Below are 22,788 nucleotides of genomic sequence, written 5' to 3'. Positions count from 1 at the left end.
AAGGGCGGCTTCATCTGGGCGCTGAAAAACTACGACGGCGACGTGATGAGCGACATGATCGCCGCCGCTTTCGGGAGCCTTGCCATGATGACCTCCGTCCTTGTGGCCCCCGACGGCACCATGGAGTTCGAGGCCTCCCACGGCACCGTCACCCGGCACTACTACCGCTATTTGAAAGGCGAAAAGACCTCCACCAATCCCATGGCCACCATCTTCGCCTGGTCCGGCGCCCTGAAGCGCCGGGGAGAGCTGGACAATCTTCCGGATCTGGTGAAATTCGGCGAACAGCTGGAGGCCGCCTCCCTCCGGACCCTGGAGGACGGCGTAATGACAAAGGACCTCCTGCCCCTGGTGGAACCCGGCTTCCGGGCCCGTGGCGCGGACAGCGGGGAATTCCTGGACGCCATCGCCGCCCGGCTGGCCTGAGGGTTAGAATCTGTCTGTCCGGCGGTTTTGCAGCAAGTCAAAAGAGGTCCGGCACGCAGGTGCCGGACCTCTTTTCATGGGTGCTTTCTCTCACGGGCCGGGGGCTATCCCCGCATGATGTGGATGGCGAAGCCGCCAAACTCATCGTCCAGATAGATGTTTTTCAGCCTGCCGTCCTCGGTGTAGGCCGCGGTCTCCATCTTGAGGGCAAAGCCCTTCTCCTTCAGTTCCGCCACAGCGGCGTCCAGATCCGGCGTCCGCATGGCGATGTGGCCGTTTTGCCCCAGGAAGGGGGACTTCATGCACTCAAAATACTCCCCGGCGAACTCGGATTTCTGTCCGTGGCGGGGCTTCAGGTTGAACACCAGGCTCAGGAGCTTTGCCAGCTCCAGCGCCGTCCCCGGGTCCGGGGTGTTGATGCCCAGGTGGGCCAGCTCAAATTTGTTCTCCATGACCGGCTCCCCTCATCTGGACTGAGCCGCGGTGGGGTTGTAGAGGCCCACGGTCTCCCGCTTGGCCCCCATGACGTCCTCCTCGGTGAAGCTGACATACTTGATGGCCTTGCGGGTGAAGGCGGCGTAGGTCAGGTGGATGCGGCCATCGGCGCTCTGCATGATGTGGGGGTACTCGTACTGCTTGTTGTTGGTCCTGTTCTCGTCGCCCATGAAGCCCTCACCCCGCTCCATCCAGCGGATCATGGGGAAGGTCAGGCCGCCGTCCTCGCTGAGGGCCACGGCCACGGGGCACCGCAGGCCGGGCCAGGCCGCCTTGCCGGGGGTGGGCTCCGGCGTGCAGGTGGGGTTGCAGGCGATGGCGATCCGCCCGCTCCGGAGCCTGATGGCGCTGATACTGGAGTTGTTGTTGGGCAGAGGCGTGGGCTTGGGCTCAGACCAGCTGTCACCCCAGTCGAAAGACTCGCTGCGGTAGATATTGGCCGCCTCACGGTCCCGCATGAAAGCCGCAAGATGCCCGTTCTCCAGCTCCACCACGTTGGCGTGGACCCTTCCGTTGCTCCCCGGCATATCCACCTGGCGCCAGGTCTTTCCCTGGTCGCCGGAGATCTGGAAGGCGGTGGGATCGCCGGAGAGGCCGTCCACGGAGTCGGTGCACAGCCAGTTGGCGAAGATCCACCGGCCGTTGGACAGCACTTGGATGGCCTGGCGGCAGAAGGTGCCCTCCCGGGGGAAGACGGTCTCGTAGGGACCCCAGGTCAATCCGCCGTCAGCGCTTTTCTGGAGGCGGACCTGGGAGGTGAACTGCATGTTGTCCTTCCCCGCCTGCCGGTCCTTCTGGGCGGTGTACATGGCCCAGACAGCATTGTCAGGGCCGTAGAACAAAGAGGGATTCTGTTCGCTGCGCTCCGGGTCGCCGGAGATGTCCACGGGCTCTGTCCAGCGGTCCGCTCCCTTGGGCAGGCGGGCGCAAACAATGTGGACGTCGGCACTGCCCTCATAGGTGCCGGCAAACCAGCAGCACAGAAGGTCTCCGTTGGGGAGCTCCAGAGTGGCGGGGGAGTGGCAGGTGGGGTGGACGCCGGGGGGGATGACAGCCTCCACGGTGCCCATCTCCAAATTTTGGTAGAGCACGCCGTCAGTGGTCAGTCCGGGCAGAACAGGATAGCTCATACAATCAGCCTTTCTTGTTGAATTCTGAGGAAAAGGCGGGCGGAACGGCCACGGGCCGTTCCGCCCGCCGGTTTCGCAGGGGGATGCGGATCATTTCGCGCACATCGGGGTCAGGCGGCCGTCACAGCTTTTTTCTTCCGGGCGGTGTTCAGAATCAGGAGCACTACGCCCAGGACGATACCGACAATGGAGGTGATGATCTCGGGGCTGATGAGGCAGATGGCCGCCACAAACAGCAGCACCCGCTCCACCACACTCAGGTCCATGCTGAAGTAGCCGGAGACCACGGTGGCCAGGAAGAAGGTGCCCACCAGCAGCATGGCCGCGCCCAGGATGATCTCCACCATGGTGCCCTCCAGCAGAATGGCGGGGTTATACACGAACACGAAAGGCACCATAAAGCCCACCATGGAGAACAGGAAGCCCTTGATGCCGGTCTTCATGGCGTTGCCGTCAGCGATGCCGGCGGCGGTGTAAGAAGCCACGCACACAGGCGGGGTAATCTGGGCCATGATGCCGTAGTAGAACACGAACATGTTGGCACAGAGGTTGGCGGTGGCATCGGCCATGCCGCTGGCGATGAGGATGGGACGGATGCAGGGCACAAACAGGATGACGCCCACAAGATATGCCGCCACAGTGGGCAGGGCCATGCCCAGCAGCATGCAGCCCACCATGCCGATCAGCAATGCCACAAACAGCATATCCGTGCCCAGGCCGCTGATAACGGCGGAGAGGTTGGTGGCCAGGGCCGTCTGGCCGGTGACCACGTTGATGATGATGCCGCAGGCGGCAGTGGGGATGGCGATCTCAGCGGCCTGCTTGGCGCCGTCCATGCAGCACTCCCAGATGCCTTTGAGGCCCACGAAGTCCTTCTTCTCGCCCACGAAGTAACTGATGACATCACAGACCAGGCAGGAGAAGATACCCATGGTGCCGGCCCGCATCAGCGAGGCACCCCGGACGATGAATACCACCAGGATCAGGGCGGGCAGCAGCAGGTACAGGCGGGGGAGGATCTTCCGCTCCACCTTGATGGTGGTGTCGGCCTTACCGTCCAGGCGGCTGGCCCGTTTGGCGGCCAGCCGGTCCACCAGGACGAACACGGCGAAGTAGTAGGCCACGGCGGGGATAATGGCGGCGGTGGCCACGCGGCCGTAGGAGATGCCCAGCATCTCGGCCATGATGAAGGCGCCCACGCCCATGATGGGAGGCATGACCTGTCCGCCGGTGGAGGCCACGGCCTCGATGGCGCCGGCCTCTTCGGGCTCGTAGCCCACCTTCTTCATCATAGGAATGGTCATAACGCCGGTGGTGGCCACGTTGGCCACGGCGGAGCCGGAGATCATGCCCATGAGGCCGGAGGAGATGACGGCGGCCTTGGCCGGTCCGCCGGAGCCCTTGTTGGAGGCCTTCATGCCGATGTCAATCAGCAGCTGGCCGCCGCCGAAGGCGGAGAAGAAGGCGCCGAAGACGATGAAGTAGAACAGGCTGTTGGCCGACGTCTGGAGCGGAGAACCGAAGATGCCGGAGGTGCTCATGGTCATGCCCTCGGCAAACTGCTTGAGCATGGCGGCCACGGGCTTGCCCCGGGTGTAGAGGATGCCCGGCAGATACTGGGCCGTCCAGGCGTAGACAATGAACAGCAGGATGAAGCCGAAGAGAATGCCGCCCAGGGTACGGCGCACGGCCTCCAGCAGCAGCACCACGGTAATGACCATGAAGGCGATGTCAACGGCGTCCACAGGGCTGATAAACAGCACGTGGTCCACTAGAGACTGGTAGCGGGTTATGATGTAGTAGACCTGGAAGACGATGCAGACCGCCACAGCGAGGTCAATCCAGCGGGACCAGGCGAACCTGTTCAGCTCCTGTTCGGTGACAGCGCCGCCCTTTTCCTTCTGGAGCTTTTTGCGGTACTTCTTATCAGGCGGATTATAGAGATAGACCAGTGCCAGGGCAAAGAGCAGGTGCATGGGCGCCTGCAGCAGGGTGGGAAGCTGCTTGATCAGTGCCAGATACATCTGGAACAGAAAAAACACCACTGTCAGCGCAATCGCCGCCATCTGCCTCCATTCAAGTTTCTTTCCCATTATTTCGATACCCCTCCTCAGGTGTACGTGGATGGTGTGGAACGGGTCCGCCGGGGGACGGGGAAGCCCTCGTTCCCCGGCGGACCCTGGGTTTTCGTGTCAGGGCCTCTCAGGCCCGTACGCTATGTATGCCGGAATCAGCCGTGGGCGTAGCCCATCTCCTCATAGTAGGCGGCGGCGCCGGGATGCAGGGGCACGCCGGTGAGCGTCAGGGTGCCGGCGGTCTCGGGATCAAAGTAGCTCATGGCGGCCACGGCGCTGGCGAGGTCGGCCTTGTTCTCGCACACGGCCTTGGCCATGTGGTAGGCCACGGCGTAGTCCAGGCTGGTGGGCACCAGAATTACCTGCTGGGAGCCCACGGTCTTGATCTCCTCGGTCTGGCCGTTCCAGGTGTTGGCGTCGACGGTAACATAGTCATAGCCCATCTCCACCATCTTGGCCATGGTCTCCTCGCCCAGCTGCACGTCGTACATATCGTGGGTCAGGCACAGCTCGGAGGTGTTGGCCTGGCCGGCGCCGATGTGGTCGATGGTCATATCGTACAGGTCGTCCTGCAGGCCGCTCTTGATGGCGTCGCCGCCGGTCTTCTCAACCACGCCGCCCCAGGAGGCAACATCCTCCAACGTTACGCCGCACGCCTCGAAAACCTTCTCAGCGGCCAGCTCGCCGAAGGTGCCGTTGGTCTTGATAACCAGCTTTACGGGATACTTCTGGGCCACCAGGTCCTCCACGGTGGTGATGCCGGTGGCGTCCACAAACTTCTGGGTGAACATGACGTTGACGAAGTCATGGCCCAGGCCGCCGGCAATGGCGCAAATGTCGGGGGTGGGGGCGTTGCCCAGGATGCCCTCATCCATGCTCCACTTGGCGGGGGCGGAGTTGGACATGACAATGTCGCACTGAGCGCCGCCGTTGACGATGACGGGCGCGCCCACGCCGCCGGGAGAGGTGGTGGTGATGCTGATGTTGGCGCCGGGGATCTCCTTCACAATGGCGGTCTGGATGGCGGCGGCGTAGTTATAGGCCGCGGTGCCCACCTCCTGAGCCGCGAAGGTCAGGTCCACATTGCCGGAGATCTCGGTGCTCTGCTCGCCGCTGGGGGCGGAAGCGTCGGTATTGGCGGGGGTGCCGTTGTTGGCGGGGGTGTCGTTGTTGGCGGGCTGGTCATTGCCGCCGCAGGCGGCCAGGCTCAGCACCATCGCCAGGGTCAGGATCAGAGCAAATACTTTTTTCATGGTGTTTCTTCCTTTCAAATTTTTGGTGGCTATTCTTCTCCGGCAGGGCCGGTCAAAGATAGAGTAGGGGATCAGCCCTCCGCCTTGGCGTTGGCCATGCGGATGCCGTAGTCCATGGCGTTGACCAGGCTGAGCTCGTTGGCGTGGCCGTCGCCGGCGTGGCCGAAGCCGGTGCCGTGGTCCACGCTGGCCCGGATGATGGGCAGGCCCAACGTGACGTTCACGCCGGCCACAGCGTCCCAGTGGCCCTCGGCCCTGTTGTAGACAAAGCCCTTGACCTTCAGGGGAATGTGGCCCTGGTCGTGGTACATGACCACCACGATGTCGTACCAGCCGCCCAACGCCTTGGAGAAGACGGTGTCCGGCGGGGTGGGCTTCTTCTCGGGGATGATGATGCCCTCGGCCATGGCTGCGTCGATGGCGGGCTGGATCTCCTCGATCTCCTCCCGGCCAAACATGCCGTTCTCGCCGCAGTGGGGGTTCAGGCCGGCCACGGCGATCTTGGGCTCCTTGATGCCGATGGCCTTGCAGCCGGCGTTGGCGATGCGGATGACATCTAGGACCCGGTCCTTCTTCACCCGGTCGCAGGCCTCCCGGAGGGATACATGGGTGGAGACGTGGACCACCCGGAGCTCCTCGTGGGCCAGCATCATGGTGTACTTGGAGGTATTCGTGTAGTCGGCGTAGATCTCGGTGTGGCCGCTGTAATGGTGGTCCGCCATGTTGATGGCTTCCTTGCTCAGGGCGTTGGTGATGGTGGCGTCCACCTCGCCGTTCATGGCCAGCTCGATAACCTTCTTCACGTACTGGAAGGCCGCCTCGCCGCCCAGGGCCGTTGCACCCAGGCCGAAGGGCTTGGGGTTCCCGGGGTCGCCGGGGATATCGGACACCTTCACAATCCCCATGTCATACACGTCGATCACGCCGTACTCGTAATTGGCCTCGCCGACGGCCTTGATGGCCCGGACTTTCATATCAATGCCGGAGACCCTCTTGGCGGCCTTGGCGGCGTACTCCATGGCGGTGACGTCGCCGATGACCAGGGGACGGCAGCGGTCATAGACCGTCTTGTCCGCCAGGGCCTTGACGGTAATCTCCGGGCCATTGCCGAAGGGATCTCCCATAGTGATGCCTAAGATTGGCTTGTTCATATGTACTCCTCCTTAATATGTTGTCAGCCGAGGTCTTTGGTCTCTTCCAAAACCTTTTTCAGCTCCTCAATCCCCTCGTCGCAGAGGTAGTTGAAGGGCCTGCGGCAGTCGCCCACGGGGTAGCCCATCATGGCCACGCCCTTTTTGATGATGGTGTTGGGATTGCCGAACTTGAACACCCGCTGGAGGGCCACAATGGAGTCCTGGGCCTTCTGGGCCTTTTCCAAGTCGCCGGAGACGAAGTAATCGTAAATGGAGGCGATGGTCCTGGGCCACAGGTTGGCCCGGCCCGCCACGCCGCCGGCGCCGCCGGCCTTGAGGCAGGGGAGAATGTTTCCGTCGTTACCGGCCAGGACGGCGAAGTCCTTTCCGGCGTCCCGGGTGAGCTCAATGTACGCCTTGAGGTTGTCCAGGTCGCCGCTGGAGTCCTTGGCGCCCATGATGACGTCCACGTCACGGGCGAGCTTGGCCACGGTCTCCGGCAGTAGCTTATTGCCGGTGCGGGCGGGGATGTTGTAGAGCACGATGGGGATGTTCACATGCCTGGCTATCTCGCAGTAGTGGTCGTACAGCTCCTTTTGGCTGGCGGCGGCAAAGCTGGGGGTGATGATGGACAGCGCGTCCGCGCCCATCTCCTCGGCCCGCTTGCTGAGGTACACGGTGTCCCGGGTGGAGATGCAGCCGGTGCCGGCATAGACGGGGATACGGCCCTTCACCTGGTCCACAGTGGCCTCCAGAATCTCCTCCTTCTCCTTCATGCTGAGGATGTATGCCTCGCCGTTGGTACCAAAGGGGAAGATGCCGTGGGCGCCGGCGGCGATCTGCCGCTCGATCTGGTTGCGGAGCTCGGGGATGTTGACGCTTTCGTCCGCGGGGTTCATGGGGGTGACGACCGGTGGGATGATCCCTTTGATCTCAACCTGCTTCATGTTCGCACGCTCCTTATATAAATTCCTGCCGGATTCAGAGAACTTCCTGATAGATCTTTCGGGCATCGTTGGGGGTGACCTGACGCATATTGTTCACCAGCAGGCGGGTAACCTCCATGCCGGAGGCCACCAGGGCCTCCAAATCCTCGCGGGGCACGCCGAACTCGGTGAGGCTGGTGGGGATGTCCAGGTGCCTGACGATCTCCTCCAGCCGGGCGATGACGGCGGCGCTCTTCTCCTCCTCGGTCTGTGCGCCCCCCCGGAGGCAGCGGTCATAGGCCTTGGCCAGCAGGGGACGGCAGGCAGGCTCGTTGAACCGCATGACGGGAGCCAGCAGGATGGCGTTGGACACACCGTGGGCGATGTGGTACTTGCCGCCCAGGGGATAGCTCAGGGCATGGACAGCGGTGGTGCCGGAGGCGGTGATGGCGACGCCGGCGTAGAAGCTGGCCAGAAGCATGGTGTTCTTGGCGTCCATGGCCTCGGGGTCGTCGCAGGCCCGCTCGATGTTGTTCAAGATCATATCCAGGGCCTGGAGGGCGAACACATCGCTGAAGGGGTTGGCCTTATTGCTGGTGTAGCACTCGATGGCGTGGGCCAGGGCGTCCACGCCGGTGGCGGCGGCGATCTTCCGGGGCAGTTTCTTAATCATCACCGCGTCCAAAATCACATAGTCCGCGATCATCTCCGTGTTGACAATGCCCACCTTCAGCTGCTTTTCAGGCACGGCCACGATAGCGTTGGGGGTGGCCTCGGAGCCGGTGCCGGCGGTGGTGGGGATCATCAGGGTCTTCATGCACTTCCGGGCTCTGCCCGGGGTGTCCAGCAGCTCTTTGATGCCGTATTCGTCGGTCATCAGGATGCTGGCGAGCTTGGCGGTGTCCATGACGCTGCCGCCGCCCACTGCCATGATGAAGTCCGCGCCGCACTCCTTGCACTGGTCCACCAGCTTCTGGGCCTCCATGTAGCTGGGCTCCGCCGGCAGGTCGTCCAGGACCACGGTCTCCACGCCGGTCTTTTTGACCTCAGCCATGGGGAAGTCCAGAAGCCCCGCGCCCTCAATGCCCTTGTCGGTGAAGACCACCAGACGCTTCACGGCATTGGCCGCGAAAATCTCCGGAATCCGCCCCAGGGCGTCCTCGCCGCTGTAAACCGCATGGGGCATCTTCAATTCGTACTTGGTCAGCATACTGCATCCTCCTCTTGATCCCCGGCGCCCAGAGACAGGGCCAGCCTGTAAAACAGGTCCGGTTCTCCAAAGCCGCCGGATTTTGAAATAATATGATGGGTCTTTCCCCTGTACACAAAGTCAGTCAGCACCGCGCCGGTGTCCAGCTCGCACACCGGGATCAGCTCCGCCACCTTCACGGCCCGCATCAGGGCCAGCAGGGTGTCGCCGCCGGTGCAGAGAATGGTGGCGTCCAGCCCCCCGTCCAGCAGCTGCCGGACCAGCCGTCCCAGCTGGGCGGAGATGCCCCGGCGCAGGTCCTCCGTAGTGAGGCCCCGCTCCCCGGCGTAGCGGTCCGTATCATCACAGCCGTCGGGGTCATTGACATCCAGAATAAAGCGTTTTTCTCTCTCCGCGGTCTCCAGCCATTTCTCAACCGCAGCGGCGCAGTCCGCACTCTCCAGCCAGGCCGGTTCCAGCTTCTGTGGGGGCTTCAGGCGGATGTGGGGGAAACCGTGCTCCTCCGCCACCGCCATCTGCCGCAGCGTTACCGGGTTCACACTGCCGCAGGCCACAAGCAGGGCGGGCACCAGGTCCGGCAGCACCGGAGGAGCGCCCCGCAGGTCCAGGAGCTCCGCCAGGGCCGCCGCAAAACCCGCGCATCCGGCGGAGAGCCGAAGTCCTTCCCCTCCCAGCCGAAGCCCGGTCTCCATCAGATCCCGGTCCGTCTCCGCGTCGTAGACGTGGATACCGGGGCACCGCTCCGCCGCGCGCTCTCCCAGGCCGTGGAGCACCACCGGCCGGTCCGTCTGCGCACCGATGATCTCCGGCACGCTGGAAGCCCTCACCGGCTCAAAGGGGTCCTGACCGAAGACGCTCTCCGCCACTGGCACGCCGCCAATGTAGTGGACGCCTCCCCGGGTGACCCGGTCCATCTTGGGCAGGGCCGGCAGAAAGGGAATGCTCTCCGCCCGGGCGCCGTCCAGCACCGCCGAGAGCTCTGCGCCCACGTTTCCCCGCAGGGCGGAGTCCGTCTTTTTATAGATGTGGGTAAACCCTGCGGACAGGGCCCCCTCCACCGCCCGGCGCACCACGCCGTAGGCCGCCTCCGGCGGCAGGTGCCGGGTCTCGGCATCCAGCACCAGCACCTGAATCTCTCCGCCGGCTCGGGAAAAATCATACTCCGGTTCCGTCACCACACAGGTCCTGGCCCCCCGGGCGGCAAACTGCACCCCCGTGTCCAGCGCCCCTGTAAAATCATCTGCAATCATCAACAACCTTGCCATGCAGCACCTCTCATGCGTCCATTTTTGAAACGGATTTTTTGGACCGCTCTTCTTACTGGCATTTTCCTCAAAAAACGTTGCGTTCCCGCCCTTTCTTTGGCATTATTTTATAGACCTCTTGTCATTTCCGCAAACTTTCTTCCTCCCCAAATCGTTTATATTTGAAACGCATCGAAAAAGACTTGCGATTTTTTTGTGCGTTTGTTATAATATGTTTAAATATTAAACATATTTGGAGGGGCCTATGGACACATTGATTCGTGTACTGGGCATTGCGCCCTACGAGGGGATGAAAACCCTCATGTCCAACCTGGCAGAGGAGTACCCGCAGATGGACCTGTCCCTGTTTGTGGGCGACCGGGAGCTGGGCCTGGAGATCGCCAAGGCCAACTTTCACGGGAACTACGACGTGGTCATCTCCCGCGGCGACACTGCCACTATGCTGCGGCGGGACCTGTCCATCCCCGTGGTGGAAATTGAGGTCTCCATGTACGACCTTTTATGTACGCTGAAGCTGGCGGGCAGCCTCAGCGGCGAGATTGCCTTTGTGGCCGCCCCCAGTATCGCTGAGAGCGCCCGTCTTTTGTGCAAGGCTATGAATTTCAGCATGGATATCCGCACCTATGACACCCACGACATGGTGGAGCCCCTCCTGCTGGAGCTGCGGCAGGGCCGCTTCCAGGCCCTGCTGTGTGACACCTTCGCCAACAACACCGCCAAACGCCTTGGGATGAATTCCTTCCTGGTGGCCTCCTCGGTAGAGAGCATCCGAAAGGCCTTTGACCAGGCTCTGGCCATCTGCGGCAGCCGCCGGCAGCTGCGGGAGGAAAACCTGTTCCTCCGCTCGCTGATTCGGGGCCAGATCAGTCAGACCGTGGTCTTCGACCAGGACGGAAACCTCTTCCTCTCCACTCTGGACGCCCCGGTGCCGGAGCTGCTGGAGATGCTGCGGCGGGAGCTGCCGGAGTCCCAGCGGGACGTGGAACGGCGGATCACCCGGAATCTGGGCGGCATGCTCTACGCCATCCGCATCCGGCAGGTGGGCTCCGGGAGCGCCGTCTACACCGCCTTCTTTCTGGAGGCCCGGAAAACCCCCCTCTCCCCCAACCAGTCGGGCATCCGCTTCTCCTCTTGCTCTGAGGCGGAGCGGGCCTTTGACGACAGTGTCTTCAGCTTTGCCGAGACCATCAGCAGCTTTCAAAACGAGATCGCCCAGATCAACCAGAGCCGGGCTCCGGTTCTGGTCACCGGGGAGGACGGCACCGGAAAGGAGACCATTGTCTACTTTCTCTATATGCACAGCTCCCTGCAAAATCACCCTCTGATTTCCATTAACTGCAGCCTTCTCAATGACCGGAGCTGGGCCTTTTTGCTGGAACACCACAACTCCCCCCTGGCGGACCAGGACAGCACCCTCTATTTCTCCAGCATCGATGTGCTCTCCCAGGAGCGGCAGCGGCAGCTGCTGGCCGTGCTGCTGGAGATGGAGGTCTGCCGCCGGAACCGGGTGATCCTCTCCTGTGTTTGCCAGCCGGGAGAGTACGTCTCTGCCGCCGGGTCCCTCTTTCTGGACAAGCTCCGGTGTCTTTCGCTGTATCTGCCGCCCCTGCGGTCCATGCCACAGCGCATCCCCACCCTTGTAAACCTCTCCCTCAGCCATCTCAACGCCGCCATCCCCCAGCAGATCGTGGGGATGGAGCCGGAGGGCACCTCCCTGCTGCAAAATTTCCAGTGGCCCCACAATTACACCCAGTTCCGCCGGGTCGTCAAAGCCCTGGCCGTCACTGCCGCCGGGCAGGTCATCACGGCGGAGAGCGTGCGGGAGGTGCTGAAAAAAGAGCGCCACATGGGCATCTTCTCCCTCCGGGCGGAAAACGCCGCCGTGCCGCTGGACCTGGGCCGCACCCTGGAGGAGATCAACCAGGACGTGGCCCTGCGGGTGCTGGAGGAGACCGGCGGCAACCAGACCGCCGCCGCCAAACGCCTGGGGATCAGCCGGACCACCCTATGGCGGCTCTTAAAAAAATAGAAATACAGGGAGCCGCTGCGCTGCAATGGCTCCCTGTATTTCGCGGTTTTTCAGTCCCGCTTTCCCTTTGTCATCTCCCGGCGGACGGCCTTGGCCAGAAGCTCCTGGCCCTCCGGAGAGCGCAGGACCTCCAGCACAGCGCCCCGCAGGCTCTCCTGGAATTTCTTGCTGGTAAGAAAAGCGTCAAACATGGTGCCCTCCCCTGCCGGGGCGGCGGGAGCGGGCTTTGCCCGCCGGGGCGCCTCCGGCGCCGGAGACGGCTGGTCCAGAAAGGCCCCGTCCATCCAGTCGTCCATGCGGACGCGGTCGTTGTTCTCCCCCCGCAGATAGAGCACGGACACGCCGAAAAAGGACGCCAGCTTCTCCTGCTGGTCCTGGGTGGGGGTCTGGCGGCCGGTCTCGAATTTCTCCACCGCCATCCGGGGGAACCCCAGGGCGGCGGACAGGGCGGGACGGCTGAGCCCCCGCTCGCTCCGGAGCTGTTCAATGCGCTGTGCCATGGTGACCATACGGTGATCCTCCTTGCGGTCAGTTTTCCGCTCCCATTGTAACACAGAGAACCGGGCTCTTGCAACCGCCGGAGCGGTGTGGTATCATGGAACCATTGAATTGACGGGAGGGAGCGCCATGCTGAAGCTGAAATACGCGCCCCGCTTTTTCCGGGAGCACCCGGTCCTCACCCGGACCCTGGCGCTGGGGTACACCCCCTTCATATGCTGTTTCGCCTTTCCCCTGGGAAGCATAAGATTCTCCCTGAACACCTTCACCTTCTGCGGCCTGATGGGCCTGTGCCTGGCGGAGGCCTATGGCCCGGGGCGGGATGCCGGCGTCTTCCTTCGGGTCCTGGCGGCCGCCCCTCCGGGAATGACCGCTGCGTATCATATTCTCGGAAAATGGCTGCTGCCGGACGGCGGCACATGACCGGCCCGAAGGACCGGGACCAGCCGTACCGGTACGCACTCCGGCTCATTGACATCCGCACAGGCCAACCGGAGAGGAGGGACGCTTCGTGGAGCACTGGGAATCCCTGAAACCCGGCGGATACCGCTTCGTCCGGGACGACGCCCTCTTTCCCCCGGGGACGGACACGTTTCTCCTCTCCTCGCTGCCCCGGCTGAAACCGAACCTCCGGGTCTGCGACCTGGGCTGCGGCACGGGGCTGCTGGGCCTTCTGCTGCTCCAGCGTCAGGGAAACCTCACCGTCACTGGCGTGGAGCTCCAGCCGGAGGCGGCGGCGCTTCTGGAGCGGGCCTCGGCGGAAAACGGCCTGGAAGGCCGCCTCACTGTCTGCCGGGGGGACCTGCGGAACATCCGCGCTCTCCTTCCCGCCGGGGGCTTTGACCTCGTGGTGTGCAATCCCCCCTATTACCCGGCGGGCACCGGAAAGCTCTCCCCGGCTCCCGCCCTGCAAACCGCCCGGGCGGAGACCGCCTGCACCCTGAAGGACGTGTGCCGGGCCGCCGGGTGGCTGCTGCGCTGGGGCGGGGCGTTCTGCCTGGTCCACAAGCCGGAGCGTCTGACGGACCTCCTCTGCGCCCTTCGCGCCGCCGCCCTGGAGCCCAAGCGGCTGCGGACTGTGGAGCGGCGGGCGGGAGACGCCCCCTCCCTGATACTGGCGGAGGCCCGCCGGGGCGGCAGGCCGGGCCTCTCCTGGGAGCCGCCGCTGATTTTGGAAACGGCAGAGGGCCGCCCCACGGAGGAGCTGGACCGCATCTATTTCAGACAGGAGGACATGCCATGAGCGGCACGTTATATCTGGTGGCCACGCCCATCGGCAACCTGGGGGACTTCTCTCCCCGGGCGGTGGAGACGCTGGAGGCCGTGGACTTCATTGCGGCGGAGGATACCCGGGTCTCCGTAAAGCTACTGAATCACTTCCAGATCAAAAAGCCCCTGGTGAGCTACCACGAGCACAACCACGCCACCGCCGGGCAGGCCATCCTGGCCCGGCTTCTGGCGGGGGAGAGCTGTGCCCTGGTGACCGACGCCGGCACTCCCGCCATCTCCGACCCCGGGGAGGACCTGGTGCGGTTGTGCGGCGAGCACGATGTGGCGGTTCTCTCCATCCCCGGGTGCTGCGCGGCGGTAAACGCCCTGGCGGTCAGCGGCCTGCCCACAGGGCGGTTCACCTTTGAGGGTTTTTTGACCGTTAACAAAAAGAGCCGCCGGGAGCGCCTGGAGAGCCTCAAAGGCGAGGAGCGCACCATGATCTTCCACGAGGCTCCCCACAAGCTGCGGACCACTCTGGCGGACCTCTGCGCCGTCTTCGGCCCGGAGCGGCGGATTACCCTCTGCCGGGAGCTGACCAAGCTCCACGAGGAGACTTGGCGCACCACGCTGGGGGAGGCGGCGGCCCACTATGAGACCAACACCCCCAGGGGGGAATACGTGCTGGTGGTGGCCGGCCGGGAGCGGACCAGAGGGGCCACCGTCACCCTGGCCCAGGGCACGGCCCAGGTGCTGGCCCTGCTGGCCCAGGGCGCCCGCCTGAAGGAGGCAGCCCGGGAGGTGGCGGAGCAGACAGGCCTTTCCAAAAATGAGCTCTACGCCGCCGCCCTGGAGCAGGAGCGCCAAGAGAGCGGCGGTTACCGTAAAAAAAGTTGAGAACCGGCAGCTTTGCAAAAATACACAGCGCGGCGTAACACGCCGCGCTGCTTTTTCAATTGTTACTGCGCAGTCGTCTTGTTTCACTAGTTTCCGTAAGTGTGGCAGCGCTTACAGTGCTTTCAACTCCCGCAGGCATCTGGGGCACACATTTTTACCCTTGAACACCGCAATGTCCTTGGTTCCGTCACAGAAAAGGCAGCTGGGTTTGTACTTTTTCAGAATGACGGACGAGCCCTCCACATAGATTTCCAATGCGTCCTTCTCCGCGATGTCCAGGGTGCGTCGCATCTCAATGGGCAGTACAATTCTCCCCAGTTCATCGACTTTTCGCACAATTCCTGTCGCTTTCACTTTGAATTTCTCCTTTCGCCCACATTTGTTTACATTTCGACTGGACTAGACAATATCATACATAGTCTTGATATGTCAATCAATATCTAAAAAATTCAAATTTAATTAACAATTTTTTGTAGTTTTAGGGAGGTTTTTCCATGGCAATGGCTTGGGTCTGGTCTGGAATGGTAATTTTTTCCTTCGCATTTGCCCTCTTCACCGGCAATCTGGACGCGGTGTCCGCTGCCGCCCTGGAGGGGGCCGGCTCCGCCGTGCGGCTGGGGATCTCCATGGCAGGCGTGTTGTGCCTGTGGTCTGGAGTGATGGAGGTGATGAACGCCTGCGGCCTCTCAGCGGGACTGGCCCGGGCCTTCCGGCCTCTGTTGCGGCGGCTGCTGCCAAACGCCAGCCGGGACAGCGAGACTCTGGCGGCGGTGTCTGCCAACGTCTCCGCCAATCTCCTGGGCCTTGGCAACGCCGCCACGCCTCTGGGCATTCAGGCCGCCCGACGGATGGCCCGGGGCTGCCATGGCGCCGCCAGCGACGAGTTGTGCACCCTGGTGGTGCTGAACACCGCCTCCATCCAGCTGATTCCCGCCACTGTAGGCTCCCTCCGGGCCGCCGCAGGCAGCGCCGCCCCTTTTGACATCCTGCCGGCAGTGTGGCTCACCTCTGTGCTGTCAGTGGCGGCGGGGCTGACCGCCGCCCGGCTTCTCTCCCTGCCGGATCGGAGGCGGTCATGAATTTCAGTTCCCTGGTGGTGCCCCTGCTGCTGGCTCTGGTGGCGGCATACGGCCTGGGAAAGCGGGTGGACGTGTACGCCGCCCTGACCCGCGGGGCGGCGGACGGACTCTCCGTCCTCCTGCGGATCATTCCTGCCCTGGTGGGGCTTTTGACAGCGGTGTCCATGTTTCGGGCCTCCGGGGCCATGGAGTGGCTGTCCGCCCTCTGTTCGCCGGCACTGAATCTGCTGGGTATTCCTCCGGAGACCGCGCCGCTGATGCTGGTGCGTCCGGTGTCCGGCAGCGGTGCCCTGGCGGTGGGCAGCGAGCTGATGGCCGCCTATGGCCCGGACAGCTACACGGGGCGGGTGGCCGCCGTCATGCTGGGCAGCACGGAGACCACCTTCTACACCATCGCCGTCTACTTCGGCGCGGCGGGCATCCACAAGACCCGCCACACCATTCCAGCCGCCCTCACCGCCGATCTGGCCGGATTTGCCGCCTCTGCCCTGGCCGTGCGTCTGTTTTTCGGGACATAGGAAAAACGCACGGAGCAAAGCTCCGTGCGTTTTTTTCGTCACATGCCCTTCAGCTCACCATCCAGCCAAGTGTCCGTGGAGGACAAATTGGCCGTGAACACCCGGGCGGAATTTTCTGGATACTTGCTCTGGTGGAACTTGAACACCGTTTCTCCGCCAGGCATCCGGCAGAAAATTTCAATCTTACCCAAAGGATGGCTCATGGCATAGCGCACCGCCTTGCCAAAGCCGTTCTGCCGGGACTTGGCCTCATCCACAATGCGGATACCCTCGTTCAGCGGCACCTGAAAGCGGCTGTGAACACCGGTGACCGGCCGGCACTGGAAGATGTAATAGGGCACCACGCCCCACCGGGTCAGGCCGGAGAGCAGATCTCCCAAGACCTCCCCGCTGTCGTTGACACCCCGCAGCAGCACCGTCTGGTTCCGCACCAGCACGCCCCGGTCAATCAGGCTGCGGACGGCCCGCCGGGCCTCCTCCGTCAACTCCCTCGGGTGGTTGAACTGGGTCACCAAACACAGAGTCTTCTTTTTGCCGTACTCCGCGAACAGGTCCAGCAGCTCCGGGTCGCCGTAGATGCGCTCCGGCAGGGTCACCGGCACCCGGGAGCCGAAGCGGATGAAATCCAGGTGATCTACCGCGCTCAGCTCCCGGAGGTAGCGCTCTAGAATGTGGTTGGGGTTCAGCAGGGCGTCGCCGCCGGAGACCAGCACGTTGGAGATCTCCCGGTGGTCCTTTACATAGGACACCACCTCGTCCACCCGCTTGTTCAGCTCCTCCTCGCTCAATCCCACCAGCCGCTTGCGGAAGCAGTGGCGGCAGTACATGGCGCACTGGTTGGTAGACAGCAGCAGCACCGTCTGGGAGTACTTGTGCTGCATCCCCTCCAGCTTGGTGTTGTCCGCCTCGCCGCTGGTATCAAAGGACCCGCCCCCGTTCAGCTCCTCAAGAGACGGTATGCACATCCGCCCGATGGGGTCGTCGGGATCTTTGGGGTCCACCAAGGACAGGTAGTAGGGGGTAATCAGCATGGGAAAGCGCTCCAGGACCTCCGCGTGCCGCGCCCTCTCCTCCGCCGTCCAGCCCAGGATGGGGGCCAGCTCCTCCGCCGTCTTGATACTGTTCCTCAATTCATTCTGCCAGCTCATACACATACCGCCTTTCATTTAGCGCTAAAAAGAAAACTCCGCATTCGCCGCCGGAGACCTTCCCGGCCCAGGCATGAATACAGAAAAAAGAAAACGCGCATAAACTGGCCCGCGGGCCCGGCTTACACGCTTACATAAATGATGTTGAGTGAGACCTTCAAATCCTGACAGTCAGATTGCCTCCAACGGTATTTATGCCTTCTTCCATCGCGCTCCTATAATATGCCTCCGAATATTCCATTGATTTTTTTATATATTATAGCAAAAAAACTCCAGCAGCGCAAGTCGAATTTTGCGGTTTTAACTAAATGTTAACAGCTTACCCCACATATGTACTCCCAGCTGACCGCCGCCGCCTAAATTTCTTGAAATTAGGGGTTGCATTTTCCGGAAGAGTGTCGTATACTATGCCCAGAAAACAACTGAATCCTTTGTCTTCAGGGCGGGGTGCAACTCCCCACTGGCGGTACAGTCCGCGACCGGCGGCCGTAAGGCCTCCGTTGACCCGGTGAAACTCCGGGACCAACCGTATAGTCGGGATGGAAGAAGATGAGTGCGGCGAGGCCGTGCGCTGTTTGCGCGCTCCTTTGCTGTTTGTTCACCTGGAGAGAAGTCAAAGCGTCCAGGTGTTTTCAAACAGATCAAAGGAGTGTATTTTTATGTCCGAACCCAATGTCACCGTCGTCTCCAGTCCCCGCGCCCGCATGAACGTCAAGACCGTCACCTCTCTGGGCATGCTCACCGCCGTGGCCTACATACTGATGCTCCTGAGCAAGATGCTGCCTCAGGTATACACCTTCCTCCAGCTGGACGTACAGGCCACTGCCATCACCATCGGCGGCTTCCTCTTCGGCCCTCTGGCCGCCGCCACCATCTCTGTGGTGCTGCCGGTCATCGAGATGCTTACCGTCAGCGACACCGGCCCCATCGGCTGCATCATGAATGTGCTGGCCACTGCCTCCTTCTGCTGCACCGCCGCCTTTGTTTACAAGAAGATGCACACCAAAAAGGGCGCCGTCGCCGGCCTGACTTTGGGCGTCATCGCCCAGGTGGCGGTGATGCTGCTGTGGAACTACCTCATCACCCCCTTCTACCAGGGCATTCCCCGGGAGGTGGTGGCGGGGATGCTGCCCACTGTGTTCCTGCCCTTCAACCTGGTCAAGGGCGGGCTGAACATGGGCCTCATTCTGGTGCTCTACAAGCCCGTGGTCACCGCGCTGCGCCGGGCCAAGCTGGCGCCGGAGTCCCAAACCATTGTGGAGAGCAAGCGCTTCAACGCCGGGTTCCTGCTGTTCTCCCTGGCGGTGCTGGCCACCTTCGTGACCATCGCCCTGGTGCTCATGGGCATCATCTGATTTTTTGTCCATACCCTTTCCTTTCCGAAAGAGGCGGCGTGTTTCGGCACGCCGCCTCTTTCCTGTTTGGAGATGTTGCAGATTTTATGCAGGGACCGGGCTCTGTCCCGGCCCCTCTGCCGAAACCCTGGCGTTTTCGGGAAAGCGGGCGGAGGCAGAGCCCCGCCCCCGCAGAATCGCGGCCGCAAAGCCAAAATTACGGATGGCAAACTGCCAGGTTGGGTACTTCCTGTTTCTCCCTCTTTTCAAACGAGAACAGATGTGCTATTATAGGGAAAACATCTGCCGGAGAGGAGGACCGACCATGGACCGCGTGATTCTGCACTGCGATCTGAACTGCTTTTACGCCTCTGTGGAGCTGCTGAGCCGCCCGGACCTGCGGGAGATTCCCACGGCGGTCTGCGGGGACCCCTCCTCCCGCCACGGCATTATCCTGGCCAAAAACGAGCCCGCCAAAAAATGCGGCGTCCAGACGGCGGAGACCATCTGGCAGGCCAAAAAGAAGTGTCCCGGCCTGGTGCTGCTTCCGCCTCACCACGGCCTGTACCACCAGTACTCCCGCAAAGTCAACGCCATTTACGACCAGTACACCGATCTGGTGGAACCCTTCGGCATTGACGAAAGCTGGCTGGACGTAACTCACACCCTTCACCTCTTCGGCGGGGACGCCAGAGTTTTGGCAGACACTCTGCGGGAGCGGATAAAACAGGAGCTGGGCCTGACGCTGTCCGTTGGCGTCAGCTTCAACAAGGTCTTTGCCAAGCTGGGCAGCGACTACAAAAAGCCGGACGCCACCACGGTGATCTCCCGGGAAAACTGGCAGTCCATCGTCTGGCCCCTGCCGGTGGGGGATCTGCTGTACGTGGGCGGCGCAGCCCGGAAGCTTCTGCATCAGTATGGGGTGGACACCATCGGGGCGCTCGCGGCCTGCCGCCGGGAGATGCTGGAGACCCTTATGGGCAAGATGGGGGGCCAGCTCCACGAGTACGCCAATGGCCTGGACCGGGAAGCCGTCCGCTCCCGGGCGGAGGCAGAGCCGGTGAAGTCCGTGGGCAACAGCACCACTTTTCCCAAAAATCTTACCACCCGGGAAGAGGTGCGGCGGGGCACCGCCGTGCTGGCGGACTCCGTGGCCACCCGCCTGCGCCGCCTGGGGCTGTATGCCGGAGGCGTCCAGGTCACCGTTCGGGACCCGGCCTTTCACGACCGCTCCCGCCAGCGGCAGTTTGCCGCCCCCACCCATCTCATCCGGGACCTGATGGAATCCGCCATGAACCTGACAACGGAGCTGTGGCAGCCCCCGGCCCCCATTCGGGCCCTGGCCGTCACCGCCATCCACCTGTCCCCGGAGGACACGGCCTACGAACAGGTGGACCTGTTCAACACGGCGGCTCTTCCCAAAAAGGAGCGGCAGGAAAAACTAGAGGCCGCCATGGACCGTATCCGGGGAAAATTCGGCGCGGACGCCATCGCCTTCGGCGCGTCCCGGCCTGATCATCGAGAGGAGGACCCTCTGCCATGACAAGACAGGAGGAAAAGCGGCGTCTCCGCCGCACCGTGCGGGAGCTGGAGGCCCGCCTCTCCCCCCGGTATCTGGAGGAATCCGGCCGGGCCATCGCCGCCCATCTGCTGGCCATGCCGGAGTATCTGGCCGCCGGGACGGTATTCTGCTTTGTGGGGTTTGGGCCGGAGGTGGACACCCGGCCCATCCTGGAGAATATTCTGGCCGCCGGAAAGGTCCTCTGCGTACCTCGGTGCACCGGCCCGGGACAGATGGAGCTGCGGCAGATTACCGATCTGGCCCGGCTGTCCCCCGGGACCTTCGGCATCTTGGAGCCCCCCGCGGACAGCGTTCCCGTCGAGACAGACGAGGTGGATTTTGCCATTCTGCCCTGCGTCACCTGCGACCATGCCGGGCGCCGCCTGGGCCATGGCGGCGGATACTACGACCGCTTTCTGACCCGTTACCGGGGCGGCGCCGTGCTGCTGTGCCGGGAGCGGCTGATCCGGGAAGAGATTCCTGTGGAGCCCCACGACTACCCTGTTCCCTGGGTGGTGACGGAGCGGGGGCTGTATGAGGACGGCGTTCCGGCCCGTCTGGGATAACAGCGCTGTAAAAAACGCCAATATCCCCACAGATACCGGGGAATTTCCGGTGAAAATATGCCATTGTTAAAAAGAGCCTCATCGCCTACAATAGAGGTAATACTTTCACTGTCAGCAAAGGAGGAAATTCCCTGATGATCCAGCAGACTATGGACTATATCTCCCAATTTGACCCCGAGGTTGGCACATCCATCCGGGAGGAGTTCGCCCGGGAGTGCCGCAATATTGAGCTTATCGCCTCAGAGAATCTGGTGAGTCCTGCTGTAATGCTCGCTATGGGCACCTGCCTCACCAACAAGTACGCCGAGGGCTACCCCGGCAAGCGCTACTACGGCGGCTGCTACGCCGTGGATGTCACTGAGGAGATCGCCCGTAAGCGGGCCTGCCAGCTCTTCGGCTGTAACTACGCCAATGTCCAGCCCCACTCTGGCGCCAACGCCAATCTGGCCGCCTTTTTCGCCCTGGTCCAGCCAGGCGACACCATCCTGGGCATGAATTTGGCCCACGGCGGCCATCTATCCCACGGCAGCCCTGTGAACATCTCCGGAAAATACTTCAACATTGTGCCCTACGGTGTCAGCAACGACACCGAAACCATCGACTATGACGCCCTTCTGGAGACCGCCAGAGCCTGCCGCCCCAAGCTGATCGTCTGCGGCGCCAGCGCCTACCCCCGCACCATTGACTTCGCCAGATTCCGGGCTGTGGCCGACGAGGTGGGAGCCTTTCTGATGGTGGACATGGCCCACATTGCGGGGCTGGTGGCCGCCGGGGTCCATCCTTCTCCCCTCCCCTATGCCGACATAGTCACCACCACTACCCATAAGACCCTGCGGGGTCCCCGGGGCGGCATGATCCTGTGCAATGACGAGGCCATGTACAAGAAAATCAACTCCGCCGTCTTCCCCGGCACCCAGGGCGGCCCTCTGGAGCATATCATCGCCGCCAAGGCGGTGTGCCTGGGAGAGGCGCTGAAGCCGGAATTCCAGGCCTATGGCCGGCAGGTGGTGAAAAACGCCAGTGTCCTGGCGGAGGAGCTGGTGAAGCAGGGCTTCCGCCTGGTGTCCGGCGGCACGGACAATCACCTGTGCCTGGTGGATGTCCGGAATTTCCACATCACCGGCAAGGAGTTCGAACGCCGGCTTGACGAGGTTCAGATCACCGTGAACAAGAACGCCATCCCCAACGATCCGGAGAAGCCCTTTGTCACCAGCGGCATCCGGGTAGGCACCCCTGCCGTCACCTCCCGGGGCTTTAAGGAACCTGAGATGGTACAGATCGCCCAGTGGATGGCCATGGCGGCCCGGGATTTTGAGGGCTGTAAAGAACAGGTCCGGCAGCAAGTGAACGCGCTCTGCCAAAAGTTTCCCATCTATCAGTAAAACAAGCGAAAGGACCGTGAGGCGTTTGCCCCACGGTCCTGTTCACACTCTCCGGTAAATACACTCCACTACGCCGTTTTCTTCTCTTGTGGAAACAAGTTTCAGTCTGTGCAGTTCACCTTCCGGAAACAAACTTGTTCCGCCTCCAAGGAGAGCCGGCATAAGGCTTAGATGAAATTCGTCGATCAATCCCAGGGGCAGCAGCTGGCTCACAATATTCGCACCGCCGCAAATCCAAATGTCCTTGCCTTCCTGTGTCTTCAGCCTCCGGACCAGTTCTGGGACCGGCATATCCACAAAGGAAATGCCAGACTGCCTCTGTATCTTCCGGTGCGTCAGCACATAGGTCTCCTTTCCATCATAGGGCCATTCCCCAGGCGCCAGCTCTGTCACCACCTGATGGTAGGTATTCCAGCCCATAAGAACCGTGCTGATGTTTTGAAAGAAATCCGTATAGCCGTAATCTCCTTCATATGCCGGGTCACAGCCTCCCAGCCAGTCCACTCCGCCTGTGCTGTCTGCAACATAACCATCCAGGCTCATGGCAATATACAAAATAACCTTTCGCTCCATTTCTCTTTCCTCTCATCTGTTCAAAGAAAGAAGAGACACACTCAGGAGAGTGTGTCTCAGATGTTGGCACCACCTATTTTT

The 22,788-nt window shown here is 62.3% G+C and carries 23 protein-coding genes and 1 riboswitch; of the genes, 11 read left to right on the top strand and 12 right to left on the bottom strand.

Annotated features, from left to right (window positions below):
* Positions 1-426 (top strand): isocitrate/isopropylmalate family dehydrogenase (locus QZ326_RS03735; RefSeq protein ID WP_295741319.1); only part of this gene is annotated, 426 nt, incomplete at its 5' end.
* A 104-nt stretch (positions 427-530) separates the two neighbouring features.
* Here QZ326_RS03735 and QZ326_RS03730 read toward each other — a convergent pair.
* The 8 genes from QZ326_RS03730 to QZ326_RS03695 form a co-directional block, all read right to left on the bottom strand.
* On the bottom strand, positions 531-878 hold the full coding sequence (locus QZ326_RS03730) for a 2-dehydro-3-deoxyphosphogluconate aldolase (protein ID WP_295741317.1): 348 nt from the start codon (positions 876-878) through the stop codon (positions 531-533).
* A 12-nt stretch (positions 879-890) separates the two neighbouring features.
* Positions 891-2,051, bottom strand: a complete 1,161-nt coding sequence (locus tag QZ326_RS03725) for an exo-alpha-sialidase (RefSeq protein WP_295741314.1) — start codon at positions 2,049-2,051, stop codon at positions 891-893.
* 110 nt (positions 2,052-2,161) lie between these two features.
* Complete coding sequence (locus QZ326_RS03720) at positions 2,162-4,144, bottom strand: TRAP transporter fused permease subunit (protein ID WP_295741311.1); 1,983 nt, start codon at positions 4,142-4,144, stop codon at positions 2,162-2,164.
* A 137-nt stretch (positions 4,145-4,281) separates the two neighbouring features.
* Positions 4,282-5,379, bottom strand: coding sequence for a TAXI family TRAP transporter solute-binding subunit (locus tag QZ326_RS03715; protein WP_295741309.1), 1,098 nt, complete (start codon positions 5,377-5,379; stop codon positions 4,282-4,284).
* Between the two features lie 71 nt (positions 5,380-5,450).
* The gene (gene pdxA, locus QZ326_RS03710) at positions 5,451-6,530 is read right to left on the bottom strand and encodes a 4-hydroxythreonine-4-phosphate dehydrogenase PdxA (RefSeq protein ID WP_295741308.1); all 1,080 of its coding nucleotides are present in this window, start codon (positions 6,528-6,530) and stop codon (positions 5,451-5,453) included.
* Between the two features lie 23 nt (positions 6,531-6,553).
* Positions 6,554-7,459, bottom strand: a complete 906-nt coding sequence (dapA, locus tag QZ326_RS03705; RefSeq protein ID WP_295741306.1) for a 4-hydroxy-tetrahydrodipicolinate synthase — start codon at positions 7,457-7,459, stop codon at positions 6,554-6,556.
* A gap of 34 nt (positions 7,460-7,493) precedes the next feature.
* Positions 7,494-8,648 (bottom strand): iron-containing alcohol dehydrogenase, encoded by a 1,155-nt coding sequence (locus QZ326_RS03700; protein ID WP_295741303.1) that lies wholly within the window; start codon positions 8,646-8,648, stop codon positions 7,494-7,496.
* A complete protein-coding gene (locus QZ326_RS03695) occupies positions 8,642-9,913 on the bottom strand; it encodes a four-carbon acid sugar kinase family protein (RefSeq protein WP_295741300.1) in 1,272 nt (423 codons plus the stop codon). The genes QZ326_RS03700 and QZ326_RS03695 overlap by 7 nt, the downstream gene beginning before the upstream one ends.
* Before the next feature lie 244 nt (positions 9,914-10,157).
* Between QZ326_RS03695 and QZ326_RS03690 the strand changes: the two genes are divergently transcribed.
* Positions 10,158-11,942, top strand: a complete 1,785-nt coding sequence (locus QZ326_RS03690) for a sigma-54-dependent transcriptional regulator (RefSeq protein WP_295741298.1) — start codon at positions 10,158-10,160, stop codon at positions 11,940-11,942.
* 50 nt (positions 11,943-11,992) lie between these two features.
* Here QZ326_RS03690 and QZ326_RS03685 read toward each other — a convergent pair whose 3' ends face one another.
* On the bottom strand, positions 11,993-12,451 hold the full coding sequence (locus QZ326_RS03685; RefSeq protein WP_295741295.1) for a helix-turn-helix transcriptional regulator: 459 nt from the start codon (positions 12,449-12,451) through the stop codon (positions 11,993-11,995).
* Between the two features lie 118 nt (positions 12,452-12,569).
* Between QZ326_RS03685 and QZ326_RS03680 the strand changes: the two genes are divergently transcribed.
* From QZ326_RS03680 to rsmI, 3 genes are all read left to right on the top strand, one after another.
* On the top strand, positions 12,570-12,863 hold the full coding sequence (locus tag QZ326_RS03680; protein WP_295741289.1) for a hypothetical protein: 294 nt from the start codon (positions 12,570-12,572) through the stop codon (positions 12,861-12,863).
* 88 nt (positions 12,864-12,951) lie between these two features.
* Entirely contained in the window at positions 12,952-13,683 is a 732-nt protein-coding gene (locus QZ326_RS03675; protein WP_295741287.1) for a tRNA1(Val) (adenine(37)-N6)-methyltransferase, read from the top strand.
* Positions 13,680-14,546, top strand: a complete 867-nt coding sequence (rsmI, locus tag QZ326_RS03670) for a 16S rRNA (cytidine(1402)-2'-O)-methyltransferase (protein ID WP_295741285.1) — start codon at positions 13,680-13,682, stop codon at positions 14,544-14,546. The genes QZ326_RS03675 and rsmI overlap by 4 nt, the downstream gene beginning before the upstream one ends.
* Before the next feature lie 111 nt (positions 14,547-14,657).
* On the opposite strand, the gene QZ326_RS03665 is transcribed toward rsmI, so the two are convergent.
* Positions 14,658-14,900: an AbrB/MazE/SpoVT family DNA-binding domain-containing protein gene (locus tag QZ326_RS03665; protein WP_295741283.1), complete on the bottom strand. Its 243-nt coding sequence runs from the start codon at positions 14,898-14,900 to the stop codon at positions 14,658-14,660.
* Positions 14,901-15,040: 140 nt separating this feature from the next.
* Here QZ326_RS03665 and QZ326_RS03660 point away from each other — a divergent pair, with 140 nt between their 5' ends.
* Positions 15,041-15,625 (top strand): spore maturation protein A, encoded by a 585-nt coding sequence (locus tag QZ326_RS03660; RefSeq protein ID WP_295741281.1) that lies wholly within the window; start codon positions 15,041-15,043, stop codon positions 15,623-15,625.
* Entirely contained in the window at positions 15,622-16,143 is a 522-nt protein-coding gene (locus QZ326_RS03655; protein ID WP_295741278.1) for a spore maturation protein, read from the top strand. The genes QZ326_RS03660 and QZ326_RS03655 overlap by 4 nt, the downstream gene beginning before the upstream one ends.
* 38 nt (positions 16,144-16,181) lie before the next feature.
* On the opposite strand, the gene QZ326_RS03650 is transcribed toward QZ326_RS03655, so the two are convergent.
* Complete coding sequence (locus QZ326_RS03650; protein ID WP_295741277.1) at positions 16,182-17,291, bottom strand: KamA family radical SAM protein; 1,110 nt, start codon at positions 17,289-17,291, stop codon at positions 16,182-16,184.
* A gap of 429 nt (positions 17,292-17,720) precedes the next feature.
* Positions 17,721-17,846: riboswitch (FMN riboswitch) on the top strand.
* Between the two features lie 104 nt (positions 17,847-17,950).
* Between QZ326_RS03650 and QZ326_RS03645 the strand changes: the two genes are divergently transcribed.
* From QZ326_RS03645 to glyA, 4 genes are all read left to right on the top strand, one after another.
* Entirely contained in the window at positions 17,951-18,646 is a 696-nt protein-coding gene (locus QZ326_RS03645; protein ID WP_295741275.1) for an ECF transporter S component, read from the top strand.
* Positions 18,647-18,950: 304 nt separating this feature from the next.
* On the top strand, positions 18,951-20,168 hold the full coding sequence (locus tag QZ326_RS03640) for a DNA polymerase IV (RefSeq protein WP_295741271.1): 1,218 nt from the start codon (positions 18,951-18,953) through the stop codon (positions 20,166-20,168).
* Positions 20,165-20,752 carry a 5-formyltetrahydrofolate cyclo-ligase gene (locus QZ326_RS03635; protein WP_295741268.1) on the top strand — a complete coding sequence of 196 codons (588 nt, stop codon included), beginning with the start codon at positions 20,165-20,167 and terminating at the stop codon, positions 20,750-20,752. The genes QZ326_RS03640 and QZ326_RS03635 overlap by 4 nt, the downstream gene beginning before the upstream one ends.
* 134 nt (positions 20,753-20,886) lie before the next feature.
* The gene (glyA, locus tag QZ326_RS03630; RefSeq protein ID WP_295741266.1) at positions 20,887-22,134 is read left to right on the top strand and encodes a serine hydroxymethyltransferase; all 1,248 of its coding nucleotides are present in this window, start codon (positions 20,887-20,889) and stop codon (positions 22,132-22,134) included.
* A 42-nt stretch (positions 22,135-22,176) separates the two neighbouring features.
* Here the strand turns inward: glyA and QZ326_RS03625 are convergent, their stop codons facing one another.
* Positions 22,177-22,689: a dihydrofolate reductase family protein gene (locus QZ326_RS03625; RefSeq protein ID WP_295741263.1), complete on the bottom strand. Its 513-nt coding sequence runs from the start codon at positions 22,687-22,689 to the stop codon at positions 22,177-22,179.
* Between the last annotated feature and the right edge of the window lie 99 nt (positions 22,690-22,788).

The sequence above is a fragment of the uncultured Oscillibacter sp. genome, assembly GCF_910587525.1.
Taxonomy (GTDB): Bacteria; Bacillota; Clostridia; order Oscillospirales; family Oscillospiraceae; genus Oscillibacter.
This window is presented reverse-complemented; position numbering and strand designations above follow the sequence as displayed.

Excerpts from the sequence above, each read along its gene's own strand:
- QZ326_RS03730 (WP_295741317.1), bottom strand. The coding sequence starts at position 878 with ATGGAGAACAAATTTGAGCTGGCCCACCTGGGCATCAACACCCCGGAC.
- QZ326_RS03725 (WP_295741314.1), bottom strand. The coding sequence starts at position 2,051 with ATGAGCTATCCTGTTCTGCCCGGACTGACCACTGACGGCGTGCTCTAC.
- QZ326_RS03720 (WP_295741311.1), bottom strand. The coding sequence starts at position 4,144 with ATGGGAAAGAAACTTGAATGGAGGCAGATGGCGGCGATTGCGCTGACA.
- QZ326_RS03715 (WP_295741309.1), bottom strand. The coding sequence starts at position 5,379 with ATGAAAAAAGTATTTGCTCTGATCCTGACCCTGGCGATGGTGCTGAGC.
- pdxA (WP_295741308.1), bottom strand. The coding sequence starts at position 6,530 with ATGAACAAGCCAATCTTAGGCATCACTATGGGAGATCCCTTCGGCAAT.
- dapA (WP_295741306.1), bottom strand. The coding sequence starts at position 7,459 with ATGAAGCAGGTTGAGATCAAAGGGATCATCCCACCGGTCGTCACCCCC.
- QZ326_RS03700 (WP_295741303.1), bottom strand. The coding sequence starts at position 8,648 with ATGCTGACCAAGTACGAATTGAAGATGCCCCATGCGGTTTACAGCGGC.
- QZ326_RS03695 (WP_295741300.1), bottom strand. The coding sequence starts at position 9,913 with ATGGCAAGGTTGTTGATGATTGCAGATGATTTTACAGGGGCGCTGGAC.
- QZ326_RS03690 (WP_295741298.1), top strand. The coding sequence starts at position 10,158 with ATGGACACATTGATTCGTGTACTGGGCATTGCGCCCTACGAGGGGATG.
- QZ326_RS03685 (WP_295741295.1), bottom strand. The coding sequence starts at position 12,451 with ATGGTCACCATGGCACAGCGCATTGAACAGCTCCGGAGCGAGCGGGGG.
- QZ326_RS03680 (WP_295741289.1), top strand. The coding sequence starts at position 12,570 with ATGCTGAAGCTGAAATACGCGCCCCGCTTTTTCCGGGAGCACCCGGTC.
- rsmI (WP_295741285.1), top strand. The coding sequence starts at position 13,680 with ATGAGCGGCACGTTATATCTGGTGGCCACGCCCATCGGCAACCTGGGG.
- QZ326_RS03660 (WP_295741281.1), top strand. The coding sequence starts at position 15,041 with ATGGCAATGGCTTGGGTCTGGTCTGGAATGGTAATTTTTTCCTTCGCA.
- QZ326_RS03655 (WP_295741278.1), top strand. The coding sequence starts at position 15,622 with ATGAATTTCAGTTCCCTGGTGGTGCCCCTGCTGCTGGCTCTGGTGGCG.
- QZ326_RS03650 (WP_295741277.1), bottom strand. The coding sequence starts at position 17,291 with ATGAGCTGGCAGAATGAATTGAGGAACAGTATCAAGACGGCGGAGGAG.
- QZ326_RS03645 (WP_295741275.1), top strand. The coding sequence starts at position 17,951 with ATGTCCGAACCCAATGTCACCGTCGTCTCCAGTCCCCGCGCCCGCATG.
- QZ326_RS03640 (WP_295741271.1), top strand. The coding sequence starts at position 18,951 with ATGGACCGCGTGATTCTGCACTGCGATCTGAACTGCTTTTACGCCTCT.
- QZ326_RS03635 (WP_295741268.1), top strand. The coding sequence starts at position 20,165 with ATGACAAGACAGGAGGAAAAGCGGCGTCTCCGCCGCACCGTGCGGGAG.
- glyA (WP_295741266.1), top strand. The coding sequence starts at position 20,887 with ATGATCCAGCAGACTATGGACTATATCTCCCAATTTGACCCCGAGGTT.